Origin of the sequence: Skermanella pratensis (assembly GCF_008843145.1) — a bacterium.
GTDB lineage: Bacteria > Pseudomonadota > Alphaproteobacteria > Azospirillales > Azospirillaceae > Skermanella > Skermanella pratensis.
In genome coordinates this window covers 5,706,272-5,732,696 of sequence record NZ_CP030265.1, presented here as the reverse complement: position 1 = coordinate 5,732,696, position 26,425 = coordinate 5,706,272, and the positions used below count along the sequence as shown (strand labels likewise).

Below are 26,425 nucleotides of genomic sequence, written 5' to 3'. Positions count from 1 at the left end.
CTTGGGAGGGGGCATGGATCGGATCGACCGCGCGATCTTGCGCGAGCTTCAGCAGAACGGCCGGATTTCGGTCGTGGAACTGGCCGGCAAGGTCAACCTGACCAAGACGCCCTGCTCGGAACGGCTGAGGCGGCTGGAGGCCGCGGGCGTGATCCGGCGCTACCGGGCCGAGCTGGACCCGGTGGCGCTGGACGCGGACCATGTGGTGCTGGTCCAGGTGGTGCTGCGCGGCACGACCGCCGACGAGCTGGAGCGCTTCAACGAGGCGGTCCGCCGGGTGCCGGAAATCCAGTCCTGCCACATGATCGCCGGCGACTTCGACTACCTGCTGAAGGTGCGGACGCGTGACATCCAGCATTACCGCCGGCTGCTGGGCGACACGATCTCGCGCCTGCCCCATGTCCAGCAGACGCACACCTATGTGGTGATGGAGACGGTCAAGGACGACATGACCTTGCCGGTGCCGGGGGGCTGAAGGTCATTGGCCGCAGATGCACGCAGATAAACTCAGATGGGATCGATGGATGATCGCAAGCAGCCGACCGGAGCGCCGGCAGCCGGAGGTTATCTGGGTTTATCTGCGTGCATCTGCGGCCAAAAAAACCTTATCCCTGCGCCTGGGTCAGGCGGAGCATCTGGATCTTGCGGGCGGCGATCTCGCTGCGTACGCGCAGCAGGACGACGGTGATGAAGTAGGTCGTGAAGGCCAGGCCCATGATCAGGAGGGGGGTCAGCATGCTGGGATCGATGCTCGGGCCGCCCATCCTCACCACGCTGGCCGGCTGGTGAAGGGTGTTCCACCAGTCTACCGAGAACTTGATGATCGGCACGTTGACCACGCCGACCAGCAGAAGGATGGCGCCGGCCTTGGAGCCGCGGGTCGGGTCGTCGAAGGCGTTCACCAGGGCCATGTAGCCCAGGTACAGGAAGAACAGGATCAGCACGCTGGTCAGCCGGGCATCCCACACCCACCAGGTGCCCCACATCGGCTCGCCCCACAGGCTGCCCGTGATCAGGCAGACCGCCGTGAAGCCGGCCCCGACGGGGGCGGCGGCCTTGGTGAACAGGTCGGCCAGCGGATGCTTCCAGACCAGGCCGACGGCCGCCGCGATCGCCATGTTGGTGTAGACGAACAGCGCCATCCAGGCCGCCGGGACATGGATGTACATGATCCGGACCGTTTCGCCCTGCTGGTAATCGGGCGGCGAGGCGAACAGCGCCAGGTAGAGCCCGACGATCGTCAGCACGACGGTGGCACCCGCCACCCACGGCAGAACGACGCTGGACAGGCGGAGAAAGCGTGCGGGATTGGCGAAGCGGTGCATGGTTCCGATCGATCCTGTTTTCCGGAATATGGGGTCGCGCCGGGGGCGCTGTCAAACCCGCCGATCCCGCCGCGGTGCCGCAATCCCGAAGTGCGGCGAGCATAAATCCAGCTAAGTCAATTACCACTTTTGGAGATGAAGCAAATAATTTTGCCTAAATGAATATAGACATTTTGGATGATGTTACTGAATAAGCACTGAAGGGTGCATTTTTTCTAAGTCACAGAGAAACCGGCTTTTGGATTTGTCGCGTTTGCGCATCAATAAGGCGACCGATACGGCACTAATGAACTCAATGACGGCATCGGGATAACAAACTTCAAACGGGGCAGACTTATGAAGCGGATCCTTCTCACTGGAACGGCGCTGGCAAGCGGCATGCTGTTCGCGTCGGTTGCACAAGCCCAGATCACGGTCAGCCTTGGCGGCTACACGGAGTTCTTCGCCGGCTTCTACGAGGACGACGCGCCGGGCCGCACCGACCGTGAGTTCCAGCTCGAGACCGAGATCGTCGTCCGCGCCGACGGCAAGGCCGACAACGGCCTGCTCTACGGCGCCAAGGTCGAACTTCAGAACAGCACCGGCGGCAGCGCCACCAGCGTCGGCACCGACGAGGCGTCGGTCTATCTCGGCGGCACCTGGGGCCGGCTCGAACTCGGCGACTTCGACGGCGCCGCCGACACCCTGAAGATCTATGCGCCGGTGATCGGCATCGAGCAGATCGACGGCGATGCCTACGACTTCCTGGGGGCCGAATCCGACACCGGCCTCGCCCTCGGCTCGCAGATCGCGTTCGGCATCCATATCCCGAACTCGGGCGACGCGACCAAGGTCATGTACCTGACCCCGCGGTTCGCGGGCTTCCAGGCCGGCGTCAGCTATGCGCCGGAGAGCGACAGCCAGGGCCAGAACGTGGTCGCCCTGGAGGACGTGAACCTGAGCTACAAGGACTGGATCGAGGGCGGCATCAACTACACCGGCGAGTTCGGCGGATTCTCCGTCGCGGCCGGCGCCACCATCTCGACGGCCTCGGGCCAGGGCAACCCCCTCATCGGCACCCTGGAGGACTTCACCGCCTGGAACGTCGGCGGCCAGGTCGGCTTCGGCGGCTTCGTCCTGGGCGGCGGCTATGTGGAAGCCGACGACTTCAACGTTCCCACCGGCGCCGTCGACAACGACCAGTCCGTGTGGCATCTCGGCCTGAGCTACACCGCCGGCCCGATCGCCGTCGGCGCCAGCTACATGGATGCCGAAGGCTACAAGGGAGACGCCTCGACCTATGCCAGCGACTACAAGTCGTACGGCGTCGGCGTCGCCTATACCCTGGCGCCGGGCCTCGTCGTGCAGTCCGACCTGATGTTCGTCGACGAGGATGTCCGCCCGGCCACCGCCGGCCCGACCTTCAGCAACGAAGGCTACGTCTTCGTCGTGGGCACCCGTCTGGACTTCTGATCCGGAGTCGGAGGATTGGGGGCGGGAGTGCCCGGCCGAGAGGTCCGGCACTCCCGCCCCTTGCCGTTCCGGCCGGTCAGGACTGTTCCTTCAGCTCCGGGAAATCCTCTTCCCAGAACTCCAGTGGGCTCCGTCCGGCGCCGCCCGGCCTTCCCTCCTCCGCGCGGCGAAGCTCGACGCGGCGGATCTTGCCGGAGATGGTCTTGGGCAGGTCGGCGAACTCGATCCGGCGCACCCGCTTGTAGGGCGCCAGGTGCCGGCGGACGTGGCGGAAGATCGCCAGCGCGGTCTCCCGGTCGGGCCGCCAGCCCGCGGTCAGCACCAGATAGGCCTTGGGAACCGCCAGCCGCAGGGGATCGGGGCTCGGCACCACGGCAGCTTCGGCCACCGCCTCATGCTCGATCAGCGCGCTCTCCAGCTCGAAGGGGCTGATCCGGTAGTCGGAGGCTTTGAACACGTCGTCGGCCCGGCCGACATAGGTCAGGTAGCCGTCCTCGTCCTTCATCGCGACATCGCCGGTGCGGTAGTAGCCGCCCGCCATGATCTCGTCCGTACGGGCGTCATCGTCGCGGTAGCCGGTCATCAGGCCGACCGGCCGGCGGTCGAGCATCAGGCAGACCTGGCCTTCGGGCCGTTCCATTCCGTCGGCGTCGAGCAGCTTCACCACATATCCCGGCAGCGGGCGTCCCATGGAGCCGGGCTTGACCGGCTGGCCCGGCGGGTTGGCGATCTGGGCCGTCGTCTCGGTCTGGCCGTAGCCGTCGCGGATCGTGATGCCCCAGGCTTCGCGCACCGTGTCGATCACTTCCGGGTTGAGCGGCTCGCCGGCGCCGATCAGGTCGCGCAGCTTGACCGGATAGGACTTCAGGTCCTCCTGGATGAACAGGCGCCACACCGTTGGCGGCGCGCACAGGGTGGTGACTCCGCAGCGCGCGATCACCGACAGCATGTCGGGCGCCGAGAACCGCTTGTAGGTGTAGACGAAGACCGCCGCCCCGGCGTTCCACGGCGCGAAGAAATTGCTCCAGGCATGCTTGGCCCAGCCGGGCGAACTGATGTTCAGGTGGATGTCGCCGGGCATCAGCCCCAGCCAGTAGAGCGTCGAGAGGTGGCCGACCGGATAGCTGCGGTGGCTGTGCTCCACCAGCTTGGCCTTGGCCGTGGTGCCGGAGGTGAAGTAGAGCAGCAGCGGGTCGTCGGCGCGGGTCGGGCCGTCCGGCTCGAACGAGGAGGGCGAGCCGTAGGCGTCCTCGAAGCGGCGCCAGCCTTCCGGCGCGGCGGCGGCGCCGACCGCGATCCGGGTGTAGGCGCCGGGCAGGCCGTCGAACTTGGCGGCGTCCTCCGCCCCGGCGATCACGTGGGCGACCCGGCCCCGCTCGATCCGGTCGGCGAGGTCCTCGGCGTTCAGCAGGGTGGTGCTGGGGATCAGCACGGCGCCCAGCTTGATCGCCGCCAGCATGGTTTCCCACAGCGGCGCCACGTTGCCGAGCATCAGCAGGATCGGGTCGCCGCGCCGCACGCCCTGGGAGCGCAGCCAGGTGGCCACACGGTCGGAACGCTCGGCCATCTGCGAAAAGGTCAGCTTCGTCTCGGCGCCGCCTTCCTCGACGATCCACAGGGCGGTCCTGTCGTTGCCGCGCGCCATGGGATCGAAATAATCCAGCGCCCAGTTGAAGGTTTCGAACTCCGGCCAACGGAAATCGCGGTACGCGGTCTCGTAATCCTCGCGATGTTCGATCAGGAAGTCGCGTGCTTTCAGGAATTCCGCTCCGGGCGTCGTCATCTCGTCTTCCTCCGTCCCCTTGGGGGTCCGATGCCGGATGCCCGGCCCCCTTGTTTGGCGGCGGAAGTTTAGGCGGCGTGGTGGGGTCTGTCCATCCGCGCCGACCTGAGGTAAACGTGTTGATAACGAAACGAATCGAAGAACCGATCAGGGACGGAGGATCAACGCCAAGATGACCGACCAAACGCCTGCAATCTCGGCTTTCGACATCTCCGGCCGCCGCGCGCTGGTGACCGGAGGGACCAGCGGGATCGGCGCCGCCATCGCGGCCGGGCTGGCCGATGCCGGCTGCCATGTGGTCGCCGCCGGCCTGCCGATGGCGGACGCGGTGCCCGACCCGACCGGACCGATCCAGACCGTGGACCTGGACGTGACCGACGCGCAGGCGGTCGAGCGCCTCGCCAAGGGACTGGACCGGCTGGACATCCTGGTGAACGCGGCCGGCATCATCCGGCGCGGCGCGGAATTCGACCTCGACGGTTTCGAGCGGGTGGTGGACGTCAACCTGACCGGCACCATGCGCCTGTGCACCGCCTGCCGTCCGCTGCTGGCCCGGCAGGGCGGCAGCATCGTGAACCTCGCCTCGATGCTGAGCTTCTTCGGCGGGGGGCTGGTGCCGGCCTACAGCGCCAGCAAGGGCGGCATCGCGCAGCTGACCAAGAGCCTGGCGATCGCCTGGGCCATGGATGGCATCCGGGTCAACGCCATAGCGCCGGGCTGGATCGCGACCGCTCTGACCCAGGGCCTTCAGGAAGACCCCGCCCGGTCGGAGGCGATCCTGTCCCGCACCCCCATGAAGCGCTGGGGCACGCCGCAGGACCTGACCGGGGCGGTGGTCTTCCTGTGCTCCCCGGCGGCCGCCTTCATCACCGGCACGGTGCTGCCGGTGGACGGCGGCTATCTGATATCCTGAGGGGACTCGGAAATCGAAAGCGGTAGGTCGGCCTTCGCCCGTCAGGGCGAACGCCGACGCCCTGCATCGGCGCTCCGGCCAAGGTGTCGGCGTCGGCCTTCGGCCGAGGCCGACCTACGGAGAGCCGACCGTATCGTTGTGCCGGACCACTGGACGGAAGCCGGTCAGGCCTGGGTGTCGACCCGGCTTACCGGCTCGTCGGCCCCGCGCTTGGCGGCGCCGACCATGGCTTCGCGCAGCAGGCGGCCGTGGATGGTGTAGCCGTCCTGGAGCACTTGGACGATTGTGCCGCCGGGCTTGCCGGTGGCCTCGACCTCGAACACCACCTGGTGGAAGTTGGGATCGAACTGCTCGCCCAGGGCTTCCATCTTCTTGATGCCGCCGCGGTCGAACGCGGCGTGGAGCTGGCGCTCGGTCGCCTCGATGCCGACCAGCAGGTTCTTCATCACCTCGTCCTGCTCGCGCTGATCGGCCGGAACGGCGTCGACCGCCCGGCGCAGGTTGTCGGCGACCGCCAGCAGTTCCTTGGCGAAGCTGCTGACCGCGTACTTGGCGGTGTCCTCGCGCTCGCGCTGGGCGCGGCGGCGGATGTTCTCGGTCTCGGCCAGGGTCCGGAGGAGCTGGTCCTTGAGGCCGGCGACCTCGGCCTCCAGCGCCGCAACCCGATCTCCGCCCTGGGTGTCGCCCTGGCCGTCCGAACCGGCGGCTTCCTCGCCGGGCGCCGCAACCGTTTCGGGAGCTTCGGGGGCGGGGGCCGTGTCGGTGTCGGCCTCGTTGGGCTTCTTCTGGGTTTCGTTCATGGCAAATACTCGGTTCGTGGCTCGATGAATGGGTTGCGATGAATTCCGGGGAACTCCGGAAGCCGGGCGGTCAGCCGAGCAGGCGGCCGATCACCTTGGCGGTATAATCCACCATGGGGATGATCCGCGCGTAATTGATCCGGGTCGGACCGATCACGCCGATCGCGCCGACGATCTGCTCGCGGCTGTCCTGGTAGGGGGCGATGATCATCGAACAGCCGGCATGGCTGAACAGGGTGTTCTCGGCGCCGATGAAGATCTGCACGCCCTCCGCCTTGTTGGCGGCGTCGAGCAGGCGCAGCATCGCCTCCTTGGTCTCCAGCGCCTCGAACAGGGCGCGGATGCGCTCCAGATCGGAAAGCGCGGTCACGTCGTCAAGCAGTTTCGCCTGGCCGCGCACGATCAGGTGGCCGGTCGATCCGGAGCCGGCCCAGGTCGCCAGCCCGGCTTCCACCACCCGCGACGACAGCTCGTCCAGCTGGGTGCGCTGCTCGTCGATCTCCCGCACCACGGCGGTCTTGGCCTCGTCCAGGGTGCGGCCGATCAGCCGGGCGTTGAGGTAGTTGGACGCCGTCTGGAGGGTCGAGGCCGGCATCCCCAGCGGCACCTCGACCACCCGGTTCTCGACCAGCCCGTCCTCCGTCACCAGGACCACCAGCGCCCGGCCGGGCGCCAAGTTGACGAACTCGATATGCTTCAGCGCCCGGTCGGTCTTGGGCGCCAGCACCAGCCCGGCGCAGCTGGACAGGCCCGACAGCATGGACGACGCCTCGGCCAGCACGTCGGGCAGGCTGCGGCCCGATGTCGCACATTTGGCGTCGATGCTTTCCCGCTCCTGGTCGGACAGCCGGCCTAGTTCCAGCAGGCCGTGGACGAACAGGCGCAGGCCCGCCTCGGTCGGCAGGCGGCCGGCCGACGTGTGCGGCGCGTAGAGCAGGCCTAAGTCTTCCAGGTCGGCCATGACGTTGCGGATCGTCGCCGGCGACAGGGAAATGCCGAGCCGGCGCGAGATGGTGCGGGAGCCGATCGGCTCGCCCGTTTCCACGTAGGCATCGACGATGGTGCGGAAGATGTCTCGCGAGCGCTGGTTCAGTTCGCTGATCATATGAGCTTCGACGACGCTGACGGCACGATGTGCGGCCTCCCAGCCGGTTGCTCCCGGCCGTCCTGGCCGGACCTGCAATGTAGTCAGGGCCTTGCCGCGAATCAACCGGGGCGCCCCGCCGGTCCTTGTCCGGTGCCGGGCCGGACCGCACTGGACGGGGGGCCGGCGAGCGGCTAGCTTGCCCCTCCGCATCCACACCTATTCACGGGACACAGCATCATGCGCCCTTCCGGCCGCCTTCCCGACGCCCTGCGTCAGATCAGCCTGGAACCGGGCTTCTCGAAATATGCCGAGGGTTCCTGCCTCGTCAGGTTCGGCGACACCCATGTGCTGTGCACCGCCAGCGTGGACGAGCGGGTCCCGCCGTTCCTGCGCAACACCGGGTTGGGCTGGGTCACCGCCGAATACGGCATGCTGCCGCGCTCCACCGGCAGCCGCACCGACCGCGAGGCAGCCAAGGGCCGGCAGTCCGGCCGCACGCAGGAGATCCAGCGCCTGATCGGCCGCTCGCTCCGCGCGGTCACCAACCGCTCCGGCATGGGCGAGACCCAGATCAAGGTCGACTGCGACGTGATCCAGGCCGACGGCGGCACCCGCACGGCGGCGATCACCGGCAGCTACGTGGCGCTCTACCTCGCGTTCAGGCATCTGGTGGAGATCGGCAAGCTGAAATCGGTCCCGATGACCGACTCGGTGGCCGGCATCTCGGCCGGGATCTATAACGGCGTGGCCGTGCTGGACCTGGACTATGCCGAGGATTCGACCGCCCAGGCCGACACCAACTTCGTGCTGACCGGCAGCGGCGGCATCGTCGAGGTGCAGGGCACCGCGGAGGAGAAGCCGTTCAGCCAGGACCAGTTCATGGAGCTGCTGGCGCTGGCCCAGAAGGGCGTCGCCGAGCTGACCCTGCTTCAGAAGGCCGCCCTCGGCCTGTCGTGAGCATGATTCGCATTATTCAGGGCCCGTAACATCCAGGAATCCCGATGACCAGGAAGTTCGACGGCGACACGCTGGTGGTCGCCAGCCACAACAAGGGGAAGGTGCGCGAGATATCGGCGCTGCTCGGCCCCTACGTGGCCCGGTTCCGCTCGGCGGCGGAACTCGACCTGCCCGAGCCGGAGGAGACCGGCGACAGCTTCGTCGCCAACGCCGAGCTGAAGGCAAGGGCCGCCGCCACCGCCAGCGGGCTGATCGCGCTGTCCGACGACAGCGGGCTGGTGGTGCCGGCGATCGGCGGGCAGCCGGGCATCTATTCCGCGCGCTGGGCCGGGCCGGACAAGGACTTCGCCGTCGCCATGGAGCGGGTCCGGCGCGAGCTGGCGGACGGCGACCGCGCGGCCTATTTCGTCAGCGCGCTGACGCTGGCCTGGCCCGACGGGCATTGCGAGTCGGTCGAGGGCCGGGTCTACGGCACGCTGGCCTGGCCGCCGCGCGGGGCGAACGGCTTCGGCTACGACCCGATGTTCGTGCCCGACGGTTACGACGTCACCTTCGGCGAGATGGACCCGGACGAGAAGCACCGGATCAGCCACCGCGCCGATGCCTTCCGCCAGCTCGTGGAGCGGTGTTTCGGTTGAAGGACCTTGAAATGAGTTCCCGGGACGGATCGGAACCCGGTTTCGGCATCTATGTCCATTGGCCGTTCTGCCTGGCCAAGTGCCCCTACTGCGACTTCAACAGCCATGTCCGGGACGGGGTGGACCACGCCCGCTGGCGGGCGGCGCTGCTGAGGGAGCTGGACCACTACGCCGGCCTGACGGCGGGCCGGACGGTGACCTCGATCTTCTTCGGCGGCGGCACGCCGTCGCTGATGGAGCCGGCCACCGTCGCCGCCGTGATCGATCGGGTGGGCGCGCGCTGGAACACCGTCCCCGGCCTGGAGATCACGCTGGAGGCCAATCCGACCTCGGTCGAGGCGACCCGCTTCGAGGGGTTCCGGGCGGCCGGGGTCAACCGGGTGTCGCTGGGCATCCAGGCGCTCGACGACGAGTCGCTGAAGTTCCTGGGCCGCGCCCACAGCGCTTCGGAGGCGCTGGGCGCCATCGGCCTCGCCGCGCGCCACTTCGACCGCTTCTCGTTCGACCTGATCTATGCCCGCCCGGACCAGTCGGTCGCGGCGTGGGAGGGGGAGCTGCGCCGGGCGCTGGACCACGCGGTCGGGCACCTGTCGGTCTATCAGCTGACGATCGAGGAAGGGACGCGCTTCCACACCCTGTACAATCGAGGCGCCTTCGCCCTGCCGGACGACGAGCTGGCCGGCGACCTGTACGAGGCGACCCAGGCGCTGCTGGAAGGCGCCGGCCTGCCGGCCTACGAGATCTCCAACCATGCCCGGCCGGGCGAGGAATCGCGCCACAACCTGACCTATTGGCGCTATGGCGACTATGTCGGCGTGGGTCCCGGCGCCCATGGCCGGCTCACCCTGGACGGCGCCAAATACGCGACTCGCGCCCACCGCGCGCCGGAGGCCTGGCTGGACCTGGTGGACCGCAACGGCCACGGCGGCCACGCGACCGAGGAGGTGGCGCCGGGCGAGCGGCTGGTAGAGATGCTGATGATGGGCCTGCGCCTGACCGAGGGAGTGCCGCTCGCCCGGCTCCGGGAGGAGACCGGCCTGACGGTGGACCGGGCGCTCGATCCCGCCGGGCTGGAGCGGATGGTGGCGGGCGGCTTCGTGGAGCTGACTCCGACCCGCCTGCGCGCCACCCCGGCGGGCCGCCAGCGCCTGAACGCCCTGCTCGCCCGGCTCCTGCCGGCGTGAAGCCCCGGATTCCGGGCGAGAGGCGGGCGGGCGCGGTTCGGGATGCCGCCTGACCGGTCACTCGTCGCGGTCGTTGAGGTCCGCCATCAGGGCCGCGACATCGTCGAACTGCGTAACCTCGCCCTGCCGCGCCGCTCGCAGCGCGGCCTGCGTCTTGTCGTTCGGTACGCGGATCTCGAAGGGCAAGGCCCGATCGGCAGCGATGCGCACCAACATCAGCCGGATCGCGTCGGACACGGAGAGCCCCATCTCGGAGAGGACGGCACTGGCTTCCCTCTTCAGATCGGCGTCGATTCGAGCGCGGACGACCTCGGTTGCAGCCATGGCAACACCTTTTCAAATCATCGGGCTACGTTGTAGCTACGAGCAGCACCATGACCCTTTGTGGTTGGCGGATCAAGCACTCCGCCCTTCCGAACCGTCCGGGAGGACCGAAGATGCGCTTCATGGCGTGACAGGAGAGGCTTGAGCGAGAGTCTCCGGGGCATGGATGACCCTATTGCGGGAAATATCATGCCGTTCGGCACGTCACAGCGCCCTTCGTATGCGCGGACAAGGCGGCGCCATCGCGTCATTCGTCCGAAGGAATCCCTCATGGCATTACGGCAGCACCACACCAGCAGGACGTCCGGGGCCGGTGGAGGCCAGCTGCAACGCTCTGGTCGAGCGGGCGCACGGCAGCCCCCGGCAACTTCCCCGAGGGAGGCTCGTGATTCGCGGGCGGGCGGCGCTGCGCGGGCCGCGTCCGCTTACAGATCGTCGCCTAGTGGTCCTGTACAGTGTCTTTGATAATATTCGGTGGAGCGGAGTGCCGTAGGTCGGCCTTCGCCCGTCAGGGCGAACGCCGACACCCCACGTCAACGCTCCGGCCATGCTGTCGGCGTCGGCCTTCGGCCGAGGCCGACCTACGGTAAATCAATCGAAACCACTGTGCCGAGCCACAATCGTTTCGGCCGGTACGAATGATTCGCTCACTTCATGTTTTGCGATGCGTTGGGCCGCGGCACAACGCTTGGAACCAAATGTCTCGGCCTGATCCCTAGAACCCCAGGGACTGGAAGCTGCTGGGCGCGGGGTCGATCACCCGGTTGCCGTCGGGCGTCACCTCCATCACCGCGAGGCCGCGGTCGACTAGGCCGTCGGGGCGCAGGCGGAAGATGCCGTCAACCCCGGCGAAGCCGTTGGGGTTGGTCAGAGCCATCATGTCGAACGGGGCCGGGCCACCGTTCCGGGCCAGCACCGCGGCGAGCGCCGCCGCGTCGTAGGCCAGCGTGGAGAGGCGCGGCGGCCGGCGGCCGTAGACCGCCTCGAATCGCTGCTCGAAATCGCGGCGCGCGGCGGGATCGGGGGCGGCGTACCAGCCGCCGACCAGCGCCGGCTCGCTCCCCAGGGTCGGGTCGTCCCACATGCCGGTGCCCAGCAGCCTCACCTGGGCCGGGTCGATCTGGAAGGCCGGCAGCAGCGACGCGGCGCTGCGCAGCTTGGGACCGCCCTCCGCCAGCATGACGGCGTCCAGGCTCCCCGGACCGCCGGACGCCAGCGACTGGACCGCCGGCGACAGGTCGGTGGCCGACGGATCGTAGCGCTCGGTCCGGACGATCCGGGCGCCGACGTCCAGCGCCGCCGTGTTGAGCGCCGAACTGACGGCGTCGCCGTAGGCGTCGCGCGGCGCCAGCGACCCGATCCGGCTGATGCCCTGCGACCGGGCGTAGGAGACCACGCGGCGAACCTGGTTCTCGGGCGAGAAGCCGATCGTCCAGGCGCCGCTGCCCGCCTGGTTCAGGTTGTTGGAGAACGAGATCATGCTGAGGCCGGCGCCCTGCACCGCCGGCCGAACCACCCCTACCGAGGATGAATACAGCGGCCCCAGGATGAGTTGGGCGCCGTCGGCGATTGCGGCGCGGGCGGCCTCGCTGGCGCCGCCGGGCGTGCCCTTGGTGTCGCGCGGGATCAGCTGCAAACTATCGTCGCCCAGATCGAACAGCGCCATCTGCGCCGCTTCGAGCATGCCCTGGCCGAGTTCCGCGGCGTTGCCGGTCAGGGGCACCAGCAGCGCCACCTTGACGGTGCGGTCCACCGGGGCGATGGGCTGCAGCGGTTCCGTCGTGATCGGCGCTTGCTCCGCTTGCGCCTGCGGTGGTTCAGGTCTTACGGTGGGCGCACAGGCGGCCAGGGCCAGCAGGCCGGCCGCCAGCCATACCGGCTTCAGGATATCTGGAAAAGTCGCCAAACGTGTCACCGACGGACTCCACTTCGATAGGGGCGGGCGAGAGCCGGGAAGGTAGCGGGACCGGCAGCCCAAGTAAACCGACCCCCGGCCTCTACCTCGTCGCAACTCCCATCGGCAATGCCGCAGACATAACGCTGCGGGCGCTGTCGGTGTTGCGCGCGGCCGACGCGATCGCCTGCGAGGACACCCGCGTCACCCGCAAGCTCATGAACGCGCACGGCATCGGCACGCCGATGATCTCCTACCACGAGCACAACGCCGCGAAGATGCGGCCGGTGCTGCTGGAAAGGCTTGGCGCGGGGGAGACCATCGCCCTGGTCTCCGACGCCGGCACGCCGCTGATCTCCGATCCCGGATACAAGCTGGTGCGAGACTGCGTCGCGGCCGGGCTGCCGGTCACCACCCTGCCCGGGGCCAGCGCGCCGGTGACGGCGCTGGTGCTGTCGGGCCTGCCGACCGACCGCTTCCTGTTCGCCGGGTTCCTGCCGCCCAAGTCGGCCGCGCGCCGCGCCGCCGCCCACGAGCTGGCGGGCATCCGCGCGACGCTGGTCTTCTTCGAGAGCAAGGAGCGGCTGGCCGCGGCGCTGGCCGACCTGCAAGCCGTCCTGGGCGACCGCGAGGCCGCCGTGGCGCGCGAGCTGACCAAGATGTTCGAGGAGGTTCGGCGCGGCCGGCTGTCCGAGCTGGCGGCCCATTATGCCGAGCGCGGCCCGCCCAAGGGCGAGATCGTGGTCGTCGTCGGGCCGCCGGAGGAAGGCGCCGGCGCCGCCGACGAATCCTCGGTGGACCGGGCGCTGGCCGTGGCGATGGAGCGCATGAGCGTGCGCGACGCGGCCTCGGAGGTGGCGGCCCAAACCGGCTGGCCGCGCCGCCAGGTCTATGCCCGTGCCCTGGAGCTGTCCCGCAACGGTCCCGCCGAGCCGCCCCCGGAGGGAGAGGACGATGGCGGCTGACCCTTCGAAAGGCACCTCGAAGAGCGCCGCGAACCCGGTTCGGCTGGCCGCATGGCGCCGCGGCCGCTGGTCGGAAGCGCTGTGCCGCCTGGCCCTGCGGCTGAAGGGCTACCGCATCCTGGCGCGCGGCTGGCGCTGTCCCCAGGGCGAGATCGACATCGTCGCCCGGCGCGGCGGCACCGTCGCCATCGTCGAGGTCAAGGCCCGCGGCTCCCTGTACGCGGCGGGCGCCGCCGTCACGCCGCGCCAGCGCCGGAGGCTGGAACGCGCGGCCCTGGCCTTCGTCGCCCGCAACCCCGCCCTCAACGGGCTGGCGATCCGCTTCGACGTGATGATGGTCGTTCCCGGCCGGTGGCCGCGCCACGTGACCGACGCCTGGCGGGAGGGCGCATGAGGGGTTTCCGGTGCCGGGAAGCGGGCTGGTGGCCGGACAGGTGGCCGGACAGGTGGGTTGTTCCCTTGCATGGTTTATGCTCTATGTCCGCCCTGGCCGCCGTCTTCGCCATGGCCGCGGCCATCGCTCGCCGTTCCCGGACGCCATGAGAAGAAGAGCCGTGATCAGCCGACTGGAAGCCAAGGACGTCCTGCGCCGCGTCGGGACCCAACAGGACGAGGAAATCGATCTGGCCGAGGCGGCGCTCGCCCTGGCCGCCCTGGAACAGCCCGAAACGGAGCTGGACCGCTATCGGGATCACCTGTCGCTGCTGGCCCGCGAGGTCGCGGAGCTGAACCCTCCCGAGGAGGACAGCCTGGAAGCGCGGGTCGCCGCCCTTCAGGACGTGCTGGTCGCCCGGCACGGCTACGAGGGCGACACGCTGACCTACGACGACATCCAGAACGCCAACATGATGCGGGTGATCGACCGGAAGAAGGGCTTGCCGGTCGCGCTCGGCATCCTGTTCATCCAGTCGGCCCGCGCCCAGGGCTGGAGCATCTTCGGCCTGAACTTTCCCGGCCATTTCCTGGTGCGGCTGGAATATGCGGGCGAGCGGATCATCATCGACCCGTTCAACCAGGGACAGGCCCGTAGCGTCATGGAACTGCGCGACCTGCTGAAGATCGCGGCCGGGGCCGATGCCGAGCTGACCCCGGAATATTACGCGACGGTGGGCAACCGGGACATCCTGCTTCGCCTGCAGAACAACCTGAAGCTCCGGTTCCTGAAGGCCGACCGGGTGGACAAGGCGGTCGAGGTGCTGGACGGCATGCTGCTGTTCGCTCCCAACGAGGCCACGCTGTGGCGTGAATCCGGCCTGCTGAACGCCCATGCCGGGAACCTGGCGGCGGCGGTGGGCGCGCTGGAGACCTTCATGGAGCTGGGCGGCAACGATCTCCTCCGCCACCAGACCGCGCTGCTGATCCAGCAACTCAAGACACGCCTCAATTGATCCATCCCCAGCCGATCCAACTTCAAAACGTTCCGCCGCGGAGCCCCCGATGAGTCTCGCCGTCGCCATCCAGATGGACCCGATCGAAGGCATCAACATCGATGCCGACAGCAGCTTCATGATGGCCCTGGAAGCGCAGCGCCGCGGCCATGCGCTGTTCCACTACCTGCCGCAGCATCTCAGCTTCCGCCAGGGCCGCCTGTACGCGCGCGTACGCCCCCTGGAGGTCCGGCGGGAGTACGGCAACCACTTCACCTTCGGCGGGGAGCAGGTGCTGGACCTGGCGACCATGGACGTGGTGCTGATGCGCCAGGACCCGCCGTTCGACATGGCCTACATCACGGCGACCCACCTGCTGGAGCATATCCAGACCGACACGCTGGTCATCAACGACCCGGTCCATGTGCGCAACGCGCCGGAGAAGCTGTTCGTCACCCATTTTCCCGACCTGATGCCGCCGACCCTTATCACCAGCGACAAGGCGGAGATCCTGTCCTTCCGCGACGAGTTCAAGGACATCATCGTCAAGCCGCTGTTCGGCAACGGCGGGGCCGGCGTCTTCCACCTGAAGCCGGACGACGAGAACCTGGGTTCGCTGCTGGAGATGTTCACCCAGCTCTACCGCGAGCCGGTGATCGTCCAGAAGTACCTTCCCGAGATCCGCGAGGGCGACAAGCGGATCATCCTGATCGACGGCGAGCCCGGCGGCGCCGTCAGCCGCATCCCCGTCACCGGGGAGGCGCGGGCCAACTTCCACGCCGGCGGCAGCGCCCGTCAGACGAAGCTGACCACCCGCGAGCGCGACATCTGCGCCGCGATCGGGCCGACCTTGCGGGAGAAGGGGCTGGTATTCGTCGGGATCGACGTGATCGGCGACTACCTGACCGAGATCAACGTCACCTCGCCGACCGGCATCCAGGAGATCAACCGCCTGGATGGCGTCCAGCTCGAAGTCGGGCTGTGGGACGCAATCGAGACCCGCCACCACGAGCGGCATACGGGCAAGCCGATCTGATTGTCCGCAGATGCACGCAGATGGACACAGATTCCGATCTGCGTAAGACTGCGTTCGGCTTTGGGCGACCTTCTCCTCAAGCCTCGCCGACGAAGCTCCGGTACTTGTCGGCGAGAGCCGCCACGGCGGCGTCGTACAGCCGCTTGCCGTGCTCCGGCCGGGACAGCCCGGGGTTGGAGCCGATCCGGCCGTCGGGGAAGCGGCGGCGGTAGTCGCGGGCGTCGTAGAACTGGCTGCTGGGCGCCACCGGCGGATCGAGCGGCGCTCCCTTGATGTGGTCCGGATAGAGGTACTGCACCACGGACACCTCGCTGGGGGTCGCGTGGCTGCCCTCGGACGACCCGAACAGCTCCTTGCTCAGGCCGTAGACGCTCTCGTTCTCCCACCAGCTGATCACCCGGCAGCGCACCTCCGGGGCCGAGGCGCCCCGGGCCGCCCGAAGCTCCGCGTAGACCTCGTTGAAGGCGGCGCGCACGGTCGCGATGTTGCCGCCATGGCCGTTGATGAACAGGAAGCGTTCGAACCCGTGCTCGGCCAGCGCCGTGACATAGTCCCGGATGACCAGCACCAGGGTCGAGGGCCGCAGCGTCATGGTGCCGGGGAACTCCATGTGGTGGACGGCCATGCCCACCCCGATCGTCGGCCCGACCAGCGCCCCGGCGGCGGCGCCGACGCCCAGCGCGATCTCCTCCGCGCAGATGGCGTCGGTGCCGATCAGGCCGTTGGGACCGTGCTGTTCCGTCGAGCCGATAGGAATGATGATCCCCTTCGACGTCTTCAGGTAGGTCTCGACCTCGGGCCAGGTGCTGAGTTGAAGGCGCATGGATGATCCAGATCGTTTCGGGTCAGGTTTGGCGGAGGGTCAGGGACACGCCCGGATCGCTCTGGAGCGAGCCGGTCAGCGACCACCGCCCGGCGCGGAACTGGAACGTGTCGAACCGGGCGGTCGGCCGGCCGCTGCCGTGGAGCAGGACGAGCGTGTCGCCATCGGTCCGCCAGCGCGTCTCGGTCGGGCGGCCGCCCGCGATCGACTGGTCCCGCATCAGGCGGAGCGTCGCGAGGGTCTGGCCGGAAGCATCCTCCAGCGCCCAATCCCCGGCGCTGAGATCGACCGGGATCGGCAGGGTGCCGGGCGCGGAGGCCGGCGACGGCTGCACCTCCGGCACGCCGGGACTGCGCAGGACATAGCCGTCACCGGGAACGGACGGATCGTCGCCCCTGATCACCGTGGCGCCACCCTCCGGCGCGAGGGCTGAAAAGCGCACCGAGGTGCGGCCATCGGCATCGTAGAAGCTCAGCACGCCGTTCTCGACGGACCAGAACCGCGCCCGCGGATCGACATCCCCCGCGATGCCCCCTTCGGGCGACAGGGTGACGATGCCGAACGGCTCGCCGCCGGCCGGGCCGAAGGTCCAGGTGCTGCCCGACAGATAATCCTGCTCCAGCGCGGCGCCTCCCGAGGCGGCGGGCGATGCCGCCGGCATGGGGGACGGTGCCGGCATGGGGGACGGCTCCGGGAAAGTGGGCGTGGGTGACGGAACGGGCTGCTCCCCGGCCCCGCCGACGACGCGCAGGCTGCTGACCGGGACCGTGCCGTACTGGCTGGTGAAGGTCACGGTCCAGCCGTTCCCCTGCTGCTGCGACACGCCGGAAATCATGTGGTCGCCGGTATCGTAGACCGTCACCGTCCCGGCGATATCGACCGCCAGGCGGTTCGCGTGGCCGAAATAGGCGTAGCGGATGTCGTTCTGGCCGCCGCTGGAGTTCGGTTGGCCCAGTTCGGCCGGCCACCAGGACCCGGAATTCCACCCGCCGTACGATCCGGACAGGCTCGAAGAGGGTTGGGATGACTGGAATTGGGGCGGCGCCGGCTCCCACAGCCACCCCTGGTCGTTGGCCAGCAGGTTGGACAGCTCGATGCAGATATTGTCGACCCGGGCCTTCAGCGCGTTGTTGAACAGGTCGCTGACCATGGTCATGCCGCCCATCATCCACTGGCCCGAGCCGCCGAAGTCGGGATGGCTGAACTGGGCCATGGTGCCGCCGCCGCGCACCAGCGCGTCCAGCATGGTCATCGCGCCGTCGGTGCTGATGCCGTGGCGCTGGGCGATCTCGGCGATCCTCGCCTGCCCTTCCGAAGTCAAGTTCCGCATCGCCAGCCTGCCATCCCCGAATGTCGTCAGATCGGCCGGTCCGCCGTCCCGGACCGGTACCGTCGCCTCTTACCACGCTGCCAGGTTCCGACAAATGCGATTCGTCCCGCGGCGAAGCCCTCATATGGGGATTGAAGGCGCGGCGGGCGGATATGTTGCCTGTCCGGCAAGCCTGCGGCAATCCGACCGGAGGAGAACGCCGCCCCGATCCCGTGACGATGCTGGCAAGGTGCACGCCAACCCCATACAGTCGCGTGCGTCGGCAGTCGGAGGGCGTCACGTTGGTTGCGCGGGTCAATACGGTTGCATTCCAGGGCATCGAGGTCCTGAACATCGATGTGCAGGTCCAGGTCTCCGGCGGCGTGGTCGCCTTCACCGTCGTGGGCCTGCCGGACAAGGCGGTCGGCGAGAGCCGGGAACGGGTGCGCGGCGCCTTCCAGGCGCTGGGCCTGTCGCTGCCGCCCAAGCGCATCACCGTCAACATGGCGCCGGCCGACGTGCAGAAGGAGGGCAGCCACTACGACCTGCCGATCGCCCTGGGGCTGCTCGCCGCCATGGGCGTCCTGCCGGTGGAGGAGATCGCCGGCTACACCGCGCTGGGCGAGCTGGCGCTCGACGGCAGCCTGACCGCCGTCGCGGGCGTGCTGCCGGCGGCGATCGGGGCGCTCCAGCAGGAACGCGGCCTGATCTGCCCCGCCGCCTGCGGCAGCGAGGCCGCCTGGGCCAAGGGGCTGGAGGTGCTGGCGGCCCCGTCCCTGCTGTCGCTGATCAACCACTTCAAGGGAACCCAGGTGCTGGCCCCGTCCCGCCCGCACATGGAGGAAATCTCCACCAGCATGCGCGACCTGCGCGACGTGAAGGGCCAGGAGACCGCCAAGCGCGCCTTGGAAGTGGCGGCGTCGGGAAACCACAACCTGCTGATGGTCGGCCCGCCGGGATCGGGCAAGTCCATGCTGGCCTCCTGCCTGCCCGGCATCCTGCCGCCGCTGGAGCCGAGGGAGGCGCTGGAGGTCTCGATGATCCACAGCGTCGCCGGGCATCTCCAGGGCGGCAGGATGCTGCGCAACAGGCAGTTCCGGGAACCGCACCAGGGCACCAGCCTGCCGGCCCTGGTCGGCGGCGGCTCGCGGGCCAAGCCGGGGGAGATCAGCCTGGCGCACAAGGGCGTGCTCTTCCTGGACGAGCTGCCGGAGTTTCCCCGGCAGGTGCTGGAGGCGCTGCGCCAGCCGCTGGAGTCCGGGCGGGTCACGATCGCGCGGGCCAACCACCACGTGACATATCCCGCGCGCTTCCAGCTGATCGCGGCGATGAACCCGTGCCGCTGCGGCTATCTGGACGACCCGTCGCGGGCCTGCTCCCAGGCCCCGAAATGCGGCATCCAGTACCAGGGCAAGATCAGCGGCCCCCTGTTCGACCGGATCGACTGCCATGTGGACGTCCCCCGGTCAGCGCCGCCGATCTGAGCCTGCCGCCGCCGGCGGAAGGAAGCGCCGAGGTGGCCGTCCGGGTCGCATCCGCCCGCGCCATCCAGGCGGAGCGGTTCCACGTTCCGGGCGAGGAGGGCACCGGCCCGAAGACCAATGCCGAGGCCGACGGCGAACTGCTGGAGAAGATCGCCGCCCCCGACCAGCCCGGCCGAGCCCTGCTGACCGAGGCCGCCGAGCGCATGCGCCTGTCCGCGCGGGGCTATCACCGCGTGCTGCGCGTCGCCCGCACCCTGGCCGACATGGAAGGGAGCACGCCCGTGCGCCGCCTGCACATCGCGGAGGCGCTCAGCTACCGGCGGATCGTTCCGGGGCGGTAGGATTCCCGTGGCCACCGTTGCGGCCGACTTCACGAATGTATATACATGGTGTAGAGATGCGATGGACGCCGAGTACGAGTGGGACAGTCGTAAGAATCTGAGTAACCAGCGGAAGCACAAGCTGAGTTTCGATGTGGCGCTCCTGATCTGGGACGGGTTCGTCTATGAGTGGTCCGATCGCCGTACCGATTACGGCGAGGAGCGGATCTGCGCGATCGGCGAAATCGAGGGACGTGCGGTTTTCGTCGCCTATACATGGCGCAACGGCAGGCGCGGGATCATTTCGGCCAGGAAGGCGGACAGGGATGAGCAGCGATCATATCGTCAGGCGCTCGCGCGCCGGTCTGAAATCAGCGAAGGCTGATTGGAGCGGGTTCGATGCCTTGACCGACCGGGATATCGAGGCCGCGGTGCGCGATGACCCGGATGCGGCGCCGCTGGTGGACGAGGCGTGGTTCGACCAAGCCCGATTCGTCGCTCCCCCCGGCAAGGCGGCCATCAACATCCGGCTCGACAGGGATGTGCTCGACTTCTTCAAGTCGGAAGGAGCGGGTTACCAGACACGGATGAATGCGGTCTTGCGGGCATACATGGAACATGAACGACGAAAGAGGCGCGCCTGACCGGCGAAAATCGGCGGATGATCGGCGTTCGACCGCCGCCGATCCACACGGCTTGCACCGGGGAAGATGGTGTTGCACAGTCGCTGTGATGCCTAATCAGTATACGAACCGCGACGGAAGCTCCCCATGGCCGCGACCTTCCAGCACAAGCAGTATTCCCCCGGCGAGGTGATCTTCAGGAAGGGCGACCCCGGCAACTTCCTCTATCTGGTCGAGCGCGGCTCGGTGATCATCTGGGTCGGGGACGAGGCGAACCGGAAGGTCATCGGCGATGTGGAGACCGGCGGGCTGTTCGGCGAGATGGCGATCCTGGACCGCCAGCCGCGCATGGCGAACGCCAGCGCCGCCAGCGAGACCCAGTTGCTGGAGATGCCGGCCAGCGTGCTGCGGCAGGCGATCAACCGGGCCGACCCGCTGGTGGTGCAGCTGATCAATGTGCTGATCAACAATCTGCGCAGGTCGGCGAAGGACTCCGAACCGCAGGTCTGAGGCCAGCGGCGTTTGGCAATGTCGGCTGATGAAACCGTCACCTGGCCGTAGGTCGGCCTCGGCCGAAGGCCGACGCCGACATCATGGCCGGGGCGTCGATGCAGGGCGTCGGCGTTCCAATGAATTCATTGCCCGGTCAGGCCGACGTCGTGTTCAGGCTGTTGTCGGTGCCCGTATTGCCGGGGGCGCCGCTGGTCGGCGGGCCCGAGGGATGGTCGGCCGGGGCCTTCCGGTTGGGGTCCTGGTTCTCGCCCGCCGGGTTCTGCCGCGTCTGGTCCTTGTCTTTTCCGGTCGTCATGTCATAGGTCTCCGGTTGCTCGACGTTAGAACCGGGCCGGGTCCCCGCCGGTTCCCGCCGCGCTTCCGCTGAATGCTCTTCCGGAGAAGGATTCATGGTTGCCGCCTCCCTGCTCGCCGCTTTCTGGGCGGCCTTCGCGCTGGCCCTGATAAGCCCCGGCCCGAACTTCGCCGTGCTGCTGGGGACCGCCCTGCAACGGGGGCGCGCCGCCGCGGTCAAGGTGGCGTTCGGGATGGCGATCGGCGAAGCGGTGTGGGGGTTCGCCGCCGTGTTCGGCGTGGCCCTGCTGGCGGCCAGGCACCCCTGGATCGGCACCGGCCTGCGGGTGGGCGGCGGGATGTTCCTGCTCTACCTGGCGTTCCTGTCGATCCGGGCGGCGCTTCGCCGCAACGAAACGGACGCCGGACCGGCGGCGGCGCCCTCCCCCGCCACCGCCGGCGGCGGCGTCGCGCGGGGGTTCGGGCTGATGCTGCTGAACCCGAAGGCCGGCGTCTTCTGGGTTTCGCTGACCAGCGTGTTCCTGACGCCGGAGACGCCCGCCTCCATCGGCGTGATCGCGGTGGCGGGCGCCGTCCTGCTGTCGCTGGGCTGGCACACCATGCTGGCGGTGGCCCTGTCCGCCGATGCGGTGACCGCCGCGTACCGCCGCCTGCGCCGGGGGCTGGAGGCGACGCTGGGCGTCGTCCTCGCCGGCCTGGGGCTGCGCCTGCTCGTCTCGAACTGACGCAACCTTCGCCCCGTTCCCGACGCTACTCCGCCGGGGCCGGCGGTGCCGATCCCTGGGCCGGCGCCGCTTCCCGGCGCTTGCGGGCGAAGCTCCGCATCACCGTGTAGAACACGGGCGTGAAGATCAGCCCGAAGAAGGTGACGCCGAGCATGCCGTAGAACACCGCCGTGCCGAGCGACTGCCGCATCTCCGCGCCTGCGCCCTGGGCGATCATCAGGGGCACGACGCCCAGGATGAACGCGAAGGAGGTCATCAGGATCGGCCGCAGGCGGGTGCGCGCCGCCTCCACCGCCGCGTCGAACCGGTTCATGCCCTGGTCCTCCGCCTGCTTGGCGAACTCGACGATCAGGATCGCGTTCTTGGCCGCCAATCCCACCAGGACGACGAACCCGACCTGGGCCAGGATGTCCACCGACAATCCCCGGATCAGCAATCCGGTGACCGCGGCCAGCAGGCACATCGGCACGATCAGGATGACCGAGAAGGGCAGCGTCCAGCTCTCGTACTGGGCGGCCAGCAGCAGGAAGACGAAGACCACCGACATGCCGAAGATCAGCAGCCCGCTGTCTCCCGCCCCCCTTTCCTGGTAGGCCAGCTCGGTCCATTCGTAGCCGAAGCCGTCGGGCAGCCGCTCCGTCGCGATCCGCTCCATGGCGTCCAGGCCGAAGCCCGTGGAATAGCCCGGCAGGGTGGCGCCCTGGACCTCGGTGGAGGGATAGAGGTTGTAGCGGGTCACCCGGTACGGGCCGGTGGTGTCGCGCAGTTCGGCGACCGAGCCGATCGGGACCATCTCGCCCCGCTCGTTGCGGGTCTTCAGGTTGGCGATGTCGCGGGGATCGTCGCGGAACGAGCCGTCGGCCTGGGCGGTCACCCGGTATGTGCGCCCCAGGAAGTTGAACTCGTTGACGAAGGTGGACCCCAGATAGACCTCCAGCGTCTCGAAAACGCGGTCGGCCGAGACGCCGAGCATCTGGGCGCGCAGCCGGTCGATGTCGGCGAAGACCTTGGGCGTCGAGGTGTTGAACAGGGAGAAGACCCCGGCCAGCCCCGGCGTGCCGTTGGCCGCCCCCACTATCTCCTGGGTCGCCTCCTCCAGCGAGTCGAGGCCCCGGCCCCGCTTGTCCTGGATCATCATCTTGAAGCCGCCGGAGTTGCCGATGCCGCGCACCGGCGGCGGCGGGATCGTGATGATGAAGGCGTCCTGGATGCCGGCGAGCCGGCCGGACAGGTCCTGCTGGAGCCGGTCGGCGGTCAGGCCCTTGGGCAGCCGCTCCTCGAACGGCTCCATGGAGGCGAAGATGGCGCCCGCGTTGGACGCGTTGGTGAAGGTGGCGCCGTCGAACCCGGCGAACGGCACGGCATGGGCGACGCCCTCGGTCTCCAGGATGATCTTCGTGGCCTCGCGCACCACGGCGTCGGTGCGGGCGAGCGAGGCCCCCGGCGGCAGCTGGATCACCGTTATCAGGTAGCCCTGGTCCTGGTTGGGGATGAAGCCGGTCGGCGCCCGGTCGAACTGCCACCAGGTGGCGGCGATCAGCAGGCCGTAGACCGGCAGCACCAGCAGCGGCAGCCGGACCAGCCGCCGGGTCATGCCGCCGTAGCCGCCGGCAAGCCCGTCGAACAGCCGGTTGAACCCCCGGAAGAAGGCGTTGACCGGCCGCATCAGCGGCGAGGCCCGCTTGTGCTCCTCGTGGTCGTGAGGCTTGAACAGCAGGGCGCAGAGCGCCGGGCTGAGGGTCAGCGACACGAAGCAGGAGATCGCGGTCGCCGCCGCGATCGTGACGGCGAACTGGCGGAAGAACTGGCCGGAGATGCCGGAGACGAAGGCCGCCGGGATGAACACCGCCGTCAGCACCAGGGCGATGGCGATCAGGGCGCCACCGACCTCGTCCATGGTCCGGTGCGCCGCCTCGCGCGGGGAAAGCCCCTGCCGAAGGTTGCGCTCGACGTTCTCCACCACGACGATGGCGTCGTCGACCACGATGCCGATCGCCAGCACCAGGCCGAACAGCGACAGGGTGTTGAGCGAGTAGCCCAGCATCGCCAGCACGGTGAAGGTACCGACCAGCGACACCGGGATTGCCAGGATCGGGATGATCGAGGCGCGCCAGGTCTGGAGGAACAGGATCACGACGATGACGACCAGGACGACCGCCTCGAAGATGGTCTTGATCACCTCGTTGACCGACTCGGCGATGAACTCGGTCGGGTTGTAGACGATGTCGTACTGGAGGCCTTCGGGGAACGACAGGGCCAGCTCGGCCATGGTCGCCTTGAGACGTTCCGCGGTCTCCAGCGCGTTGGAGCCGGGCCGCTGGAAGATCAGCAGCGGAACCGCCACCCGCTCGTCCAGATAGCCGTTGGTGCCGTAGTCCTGGGCCGCCAGCTCGACCCGCCCGATGTCGCGGACGCGGGTGACCCTGCCGTCCGGGTCGGTGCGCACCACGATGTTGGCGAACTGGCGCGGGTCGATCAGCCGGCCCAGCGTCTCGATATTGAGCTGGAAGGCGCCGGGCGTCGGCACCGGCGGCTGGTTGAGCACGCCGGACGCCACCTGGACGTTCTGCGAGCGCAGCGCCGCCACCACCTCGCCGGGGGTCAGGTTGCGGCTGGCGATGCGGTCGGGGTCGAGCCAGATCCGCATGGCGTAGTCGCGGGCGCCGAACACCTGGACGTCGCCGACCCCGTCGAGCCGGGCCAGCACGTCCTTGACCTGGAGCGTGGCGTAGTTGGAGATGTAGAGCTGGTCGCGGGACTCGTCGGGCGAGCTGAGATGGATCACCATCAGCATGTCGGGCGAGTTCTTCTTGACCGTCACGCCCAGCCGCCGGACCTCCTCCGGCAGGCGCGGCTCGGCGACCGCGACGCGGTTCTGGACCAGCACCTGGGCGGTGTCGAGGTCGGTGCCCAGCGCGAAGCTGATGGTCACGACCAGCCGCCCGTCGCCGGTCGATTGCGAGGACATGTAGAGCATGTTCTCGACGCCGTTGATCTCCTGCTCCAGGGGGGCGGCGACCGTGTCGGCGACCACCTCGGCGGAGGCTCCGGGATACGTGGCGTTGACCACGATGGTCGGCGGCGCGATCTCCGGGTACTGGGCGACCGGCAGGGTGAAATAGGCGAAGCCGCCGATCAGGGTGATCAGGATCGAGAGGACCGTCGCGAAGATCGGCCGCTCGATGAACAGGTGCGAAAGCTTCAAGGCTTGGCCTCCGGTGCCTGGACCTCGGCCGCCTGGATCTCGCCGGGCTGCGGCGTCACCTTGGAGCCGGGCCGGGCGCGCACGATGCCGCTGATGATCACGCGGTCCTCGGGGTCCAGGCCGGAGCGGATGATCCGCAGGCCGTCCTCGATCGGGCCGGGCCGGACCGGCTTGGGCACCACGGTGCCGTCCTCCGCCACGGTCAGCACGATCTTGTTGGACTGGTCGCTGACGATGGCGCTGTCGGGCAGCAGGGTCGCGGTATACAGCTCCGAGCCGGGCAGGCGCAGCCGGCCGAACTGGCCGGGGGTCAGCATCAGGTCGGGGTTGTCGAACACGGCGCGCGCCCTGATCGTGCCGGCGCCGCGGTCAACCTGGTTGTCGATGAAGTCGATGCGGCCGTTCAGCGGCCAGTCGCGCTCGTCGAACAGGCGGGCCTGGACCTGGACGCCGCCGTCGCGCTGCTGGGCCAGCAGCCCGCGGGCGGTGGCGCGCTGGTAGGCCAGGAAGTCGCTCTCGCTCATGTCGAAGTCGAAATAGATCGGGTCGAGCGAGACGATGGTGGTCAGCAGGGTCGGAGCCCCGCCGGAGCCGCCGGCGATCAGGTTGCCGACGCTGACCTCCCGCTTGCTGATCCGTCCGGCGGAGGGTGCCGTGATGCGGGTGAATTCCAGGTCCAGCTCGGCGGTACGGAGGGCGGCCTTGGCCACCTCGATGCCGGCGGTGGCGACCCGGGCTTCCTGGATGCGCTCGTCATAGACGCTGCCCGACAGCACGTCGCGCTGGCGGAGCGACGCGGCGCGGGCGAGCTGCTGGTTGGCGAGATCGAGCCGGGCGTTGGCCTGGGCGAGCTGGGCCTTGGCCGAAGCCACGGCGGCCTCGAACGGCCGGGGATCGATCACGAAGAGCAGGTCGCCCTTCCGGACGAGCTGGCCGTCCTGGAAATGCACCGATTCGAGATAGCCGCTGACACGGGCGCGGATCTCGACGAAATCGACGGCCGAGAACTGGCCGGTGAACTCGTCCCACTCGATCAGCTCGCGGCGCAGCGGCTTGGCGACCGTGACCGGCGGCGGAGGCGTCGCGGCCGTCTGGGCCTGGGCGGAATGGGAAACGCCGACATAGGTATAGGCGCCGCCCGCGAGCGCCAGGGCGAGGACCGCCCCGGCGAACCAGACGGCGCGGGAACCGGGACGTTGGGTAGAGTCTCCAGTCATAGTCTGCTCCCTCCTGTGCGGGCCGGCCCCTTGTTCTTCGGGAATACCGGTTGCGGCCCGCACAACCTTCAAGTGCGTTGCAGTAAGCAGTGCTTTCAGGAATCAGAGATCCCGGTGATCCGGCGGTACGGGAACGGCCGAGACCGCCGGGCGGGGTGGAAGCCGAATAAACGCGACTGTGAACTAT

At 68.7% G+C, this 26,425-nt stretch carries 25 protein-coding genes and 1 pseudogene; 15 read left to right on the top strand and 11 right to left on the bottom strand.

Annotation, left to right across the window (positions count from 1 at the left end):
* The first annotated feature begins 13 nt into the window (after nucleotides 1-13).
* On the top strand, nucleotides 14-475 hold the full coding sequence (locus DPR14_RS26395; RefSeq protein ID WP_158047799.1) for an Lrp/AsnC ligand binding domain-containing protein: 462 nt from the start codon (nucleotides 14-16) through the stop codon (nucleotides 473-475).
* 130 nt (nucleotides 476-605) lie between these two features.
* Here DPR14_RS26395 and DPR14_RS26390 read toward each other — a convergent pair whose 3' ends face one another.
* Complete coding sequence (locus DPR14_RS26390; RefSeq protein ID WP_158047798.1) at nucleotides 606-1,325, bottom strand: heme ABC transporter permease; 720 nt, start codon at nucleotides 1,323-1,325, stop codon at nucleotides 606-608.
* Nucleotides 1,326-1,661: 336 nt separating this feature from the next.
* Here DPR14_RS26390 and DPR14_RS26385 point away from each other — a divergent pair, with 336 nt between their 5' ends.
* On the top strand, nucleotides 1,662-2,777 hold the full coding sequence (locus tag DPR14_RS26385; RefSeq protein ID WP_158047797.1) for a porin: 1,116 nt from the start codon (nucleotides 1,662-1,664) through the stop codon (nucleotides 2,775-2,777).
* Nucleotides 2,778-2,853: 76 nt separating this feature from the next.
* Here DPR14_RS26385 and DPR14_RS26380 read toward each other — a convergent pair whose 3' ends face one another.
* A complete protein-coding gene (locus DPR14_RS26380; protein ID WP_158047796.1) occupies nucleotides 2,854-4,560 on the bottom strand; it encodes an AMP-binding protein in 1,707 nt (568 codons plus the stop codon).
* A gap of 172 nt (nucleotides 4,561-4,732) precedes the next feature.
* Between DPR14_RS26380 and DPR14_RS26375 the strand changes: the two genes are divergently transcribed.
* On the top strand, nucleotides 4,733-5,473 hold the full coding sequence (locus DPR14_RS26375; protein WP_158047795.1) for an SDR family NAD(P)-dependent oxidoreductase: 741 nt from the start codon (nucleotides 4,733-4,735) through the stop codon (nucleotides 5,471-5,473).
* Between the two features lie 164 nt (nucleotides 5,474-5,637).
* Here the strand turns inward: DPR14_RS26375 and grpE are convergent, their stop codons facing one another.
* Nucleotides 5,638-6,273: a nucleotide exchange factor GrpE gene (grpE, locus tag DPR14_RS26370; RefSeq protein WP_158047794.1), complete on the bottom strand. Its 636-nt coding sequence runs from the start codon at nucleotides 6,271-6,273 to the stop codon at nucleotides 5,638-5,640.
* Nucleotides 6,274-6,343: 70 nt separating this feature from the next.
* The gene (gene hrcA / locus DPR14_RS26365) at nucleotides 6,344-7,378 is read right to left on the bottom strand and encodes a heat-inducible transcriptional repressor HrcA (protein WP_158047793.1); all 1,035 of its coding nucleotides are present in this window, start codon (nucleotides 7,376-7,378) and stop codon (nucleotides 6,344-6,346) included.
* A gap of 219 nt (nucleotides 7,379-7,597) precedes the next feature.
* Here hrcA and rph point away from each other — a divergent pair, with 219 nt between their 5' ends.
* The 3 genes from rph to hemW are packed head-to-tail and all read left to right on the top strand — an operon-like array spanning nucleotide 7,598 to nucleotide 10,139.
* Nucleotides 7,598-8,317, top strand: coding sequence for a ribonuclease PH (gene rph / locus DPR14_RS26360; protein ID WP_158047792.1), 720 nt, complete (start codon nucleotides 7,598-7,600; stop codon nucleotides 8,315-8,317).
* 44 nt (nucleotides 8,318-8,361) lie between these two features.
* Nucleotides 8,362-8,955 (top strand): RdgB/HAM1 family non-canonical purine NTP pyrophosphatase, encoded by a 594-nt coding sequence (gene rdgB, locus DPR14_RS26355; RefSeq protein ID WP_158047791.1) that lies wholly within the window; start codon nucleotides 8,362-8,364, stop codon nucleotides 8,953-8,955.
* Between the two features lie 11 nt (nucleotides 8,956-8,966).
* A complete protein-coding gene (gene hemW, locus DPR14_RS26350; RefSeq protein WP_158047790.1) occupies nucleotides 8,967-10,139 on the top strand; it encodes a radical SAM family heme chaperone HemW in 1,173 nt (390 codons plus the stop codon).
* 57 nt (nucleotides 10,140-10,196) lie between these two features.
* On the opposite strand, the gene DPR14_RS26345 is transcribed toward hemW, so the two are convergent.
* Nucleotides 10,197-10,463 carry a type II toxin-antitoxin system RelB/DinJ family antitoxin gene (locus DPR14_RS26345; protein ID WP_158047789.1) on the bottom strand — a complete coding sequence of 89 codons (267 nt, stop codon included), beginning with the start codon at nucleotides 10,461-10,463 and terminating at the stop codon, nucleotides 10,197-10,199.
* A 715-nt stretch (nucleotides 10,464-11,178) separates the two neighbouring features.
* Complete coding sequence (locus DPR14_RS26340; RefSeq protein WP_246148629.1) at nucleotides 11,179-12,378, bottom strand: penicillin-binding protein activator; 1,200 nt, start codon at nucleotides 12,376-12,378, stop codon at nucleotides 11,179-11,181.
* On the opposite strand from DPR14_RS26340, the gene rsmI reads away from it, so the two are divergent.
* The 4 genes from rsmI to gshB all read left to right on the top strand — a co-directional run bounded on the left by rsmI (nucleotide 12,372) and on the right by gshB (nucleotide 15,725).
* A complete protein-coding gene (gene rsmI / locus DPR14_RS26335; RefSeq protein ID WP_192499177.1) occupies nucleotides 12,372-13,322 on the top strand; it encodes a 16S rRNA (cytidine(1402)-2'-O)-methyltransferase in 951 nt (316 codons plus the stop codon). The genes DPR14_RS26340 and rsmI overlap by 7 nt on opposite strands.
* Nucleotides 13,312-13,716, top strand: coding sequence for a YraN family protein (locus DPR14_RS26330; protein ID WP_158047788.1), 405 nt, complete (start codon nucleotides 13,312-13,314; stop codon nucleotides 13,714-13,716). The genes rsmI and DPR14_RS26330 overlap by 11 nt, the downstream gene beginning before the upstream one ends.
* A 160-nt stretch (nucleotides 13,717-13,876) precedes the next feature.
* On the top strand, nucleotides 13,877-14,710 hold the full coding sequence (locus DPR14_RS26325; RefSeq protein WP_158047787.1) for a SirB1 family protein: 834 nt from the start codon (nucleotides 13,877-13,879) through the stop codon (nucleotides 14,708-14,710).
* 49 nt (nucleotides 14,711-14,759) lie between these two features.
* Nucleotides 14,760-15,725 (top strand): glutathione synthase, encoded by a 966-nt coding sequence (gshB, locus tag DPR14_RS26320; RefSeq protein WP_158047786.1) that lies wholly within the window; start codon nucleotides 14,760-14,762, stop codon nucleotides 15,723-15,725.
* 76 nt (nucleotides 15,726-15,801) lie between these two features.
* On the opposite strand, the gene DPR14_RS26315 is transcribed toward gshB, so the two are convergent.
* On the bottom strand, nucleotides 15,802-16,548 hold the full coding sequence (locus DPR14_RS26315; protein ID WP_158047785.1) for a creatininase family protein: 747 nt from the start codon (nucleotides 16,546-16,548) through the stop codon (nucleotides 15,802-15,804).
* A 22-nt stretch (nucleotides 16,549-16,570) separates the two neighbouring features.
* Nucleotides 16,571-17,878: a hypothetical protein gene (locus DPR14_RS26310; RefSeq protein WP_158047784.1), complete on the bottom strand. Its 1,308-nt coding sequence runs from the start codon at nucleotides 17,876-17,878 to the stop codon at nucleotides 16,571-16,573.
* Between the two features lie 281 nt (nucleotides 17,879-18,159).
* On the opposite strand from DPR14_RS26310, the pseudogene DPR14_RS26305 reads away from it, so the two are divergent.
* The 4 genes and pseudogenes from DPR14_RS26305 (at nucleotide 18,160) to DPR14_RS26290 (ending at nucleotide 20,794) form a co-directional block, all read left to right on the top strand.
* Nucleotides 18,160-19,682, top strand: a pseudogene (locus DPR14_RS26305) (YifB family Mg chelatase-like AAA ATPase).
* A gap of 61 nt (nucleotides 19,683-19,743) precedes the next feature.
* Entirely contained in the window at nucleotides 19,744-20,046 is a 303-nt protein-coding gene (locus tag DPR14_RS26300) for a BrnT family toxin (RefSeq protein ID WP_158048360.1), read from the top strand.
* Entirely contained in the window at nucleotides 19,988-20,305 is a 318-nt protein-coding gene (locus DPR14_RS26295; RefSeq protein WP_158047783.1) for a BrnA antitoxin family protein, read from the top strand. Before DPR14_RS26300 ends, DPR14_RS26295 begins: the two co-directional genes overlap by 59 nt.
* A 126-nt stretch (nucleotides 20,306-20,431) precedes the next feature.
* Complete coding sequence (locus DPR14_RS26290; protein ID WP_158047782.1) at nucleotides 20,432-20,794, top strand: cyclic nucleotide-binding domain-containing protein; 363 nt, start codon at nucleotides 20,432-20,434, stop codon at nucleotides 20,792-20,794.
* A gap of 136 nt (nucleotides 20,795-20,930) precedes the next feature.
* On the opposite strand, the gene DPR14_RS27630 is transcribed toward DPR14_RS26290, so the two are convergent.
* Nucleotides 20,931-21,092, bottom strand: a complete 162-nt coding sequence (locus tag DPR14_RS27630; protein ID WP_192499176.1) for a hypothetical protein — start codon at nucleotides 21,090-21,092, stop codon at nucleotides 20,931-20,933.
* Between the two features lie 94 nt (nucleotides 21,093-21,186).
* Here DPR14_RS27630 and DPR14_RS26285 point away from each other — a divergent pair, with 94 nt between their 5' ends.
* Nucleotides 21,187-21,816: a LysE family transporter gene (locus tag DPR14_RS26285; RefSeq protein ID WP_158047781.1), complete on the top strand. Its 630-nt coding sequence runs from the start codon at nucleotides 21,187-21,189 to the stop codon at nucleotides 21,814-21,816.
* A gap of 25 nt (nucleotides 21,817-21,841) precedes the next feature.
* Here the strand turns inward: DPR14_RS26285 and DPR14_RS26280 are convergent, their stop codons facing one another.
* On the bottom strand, nucleotides 21,842-25,021 hold the full coding sequence (locus tag DPR14_RS26280) for an efflux RND transporter permease subunit (protein WP_158047780.1): 3,180 nt from the start codon (nucleotides 25,019-25,021) through the stop codon (nucleotides 21,842-21,844).
* Nucleotides 25,018-26,238, bottom strand: coding sequence for an efflux RND transporter periplasmic adaptor subunit (locus tag DPR14_RS26275; RefSeq protein ID WP_158047779.1), 1,221 nt, complete (start codon nucleotides 26,236-26,238; stop codon nucleotides 25,018-25,020). Before DPR14_RS26275 ends, DPR14_RS26280 begins: the two co-directional genes overlap by 4 nt.
* Nucleotides 26,239-26,425: the final 187 nt, after the last annotated feature.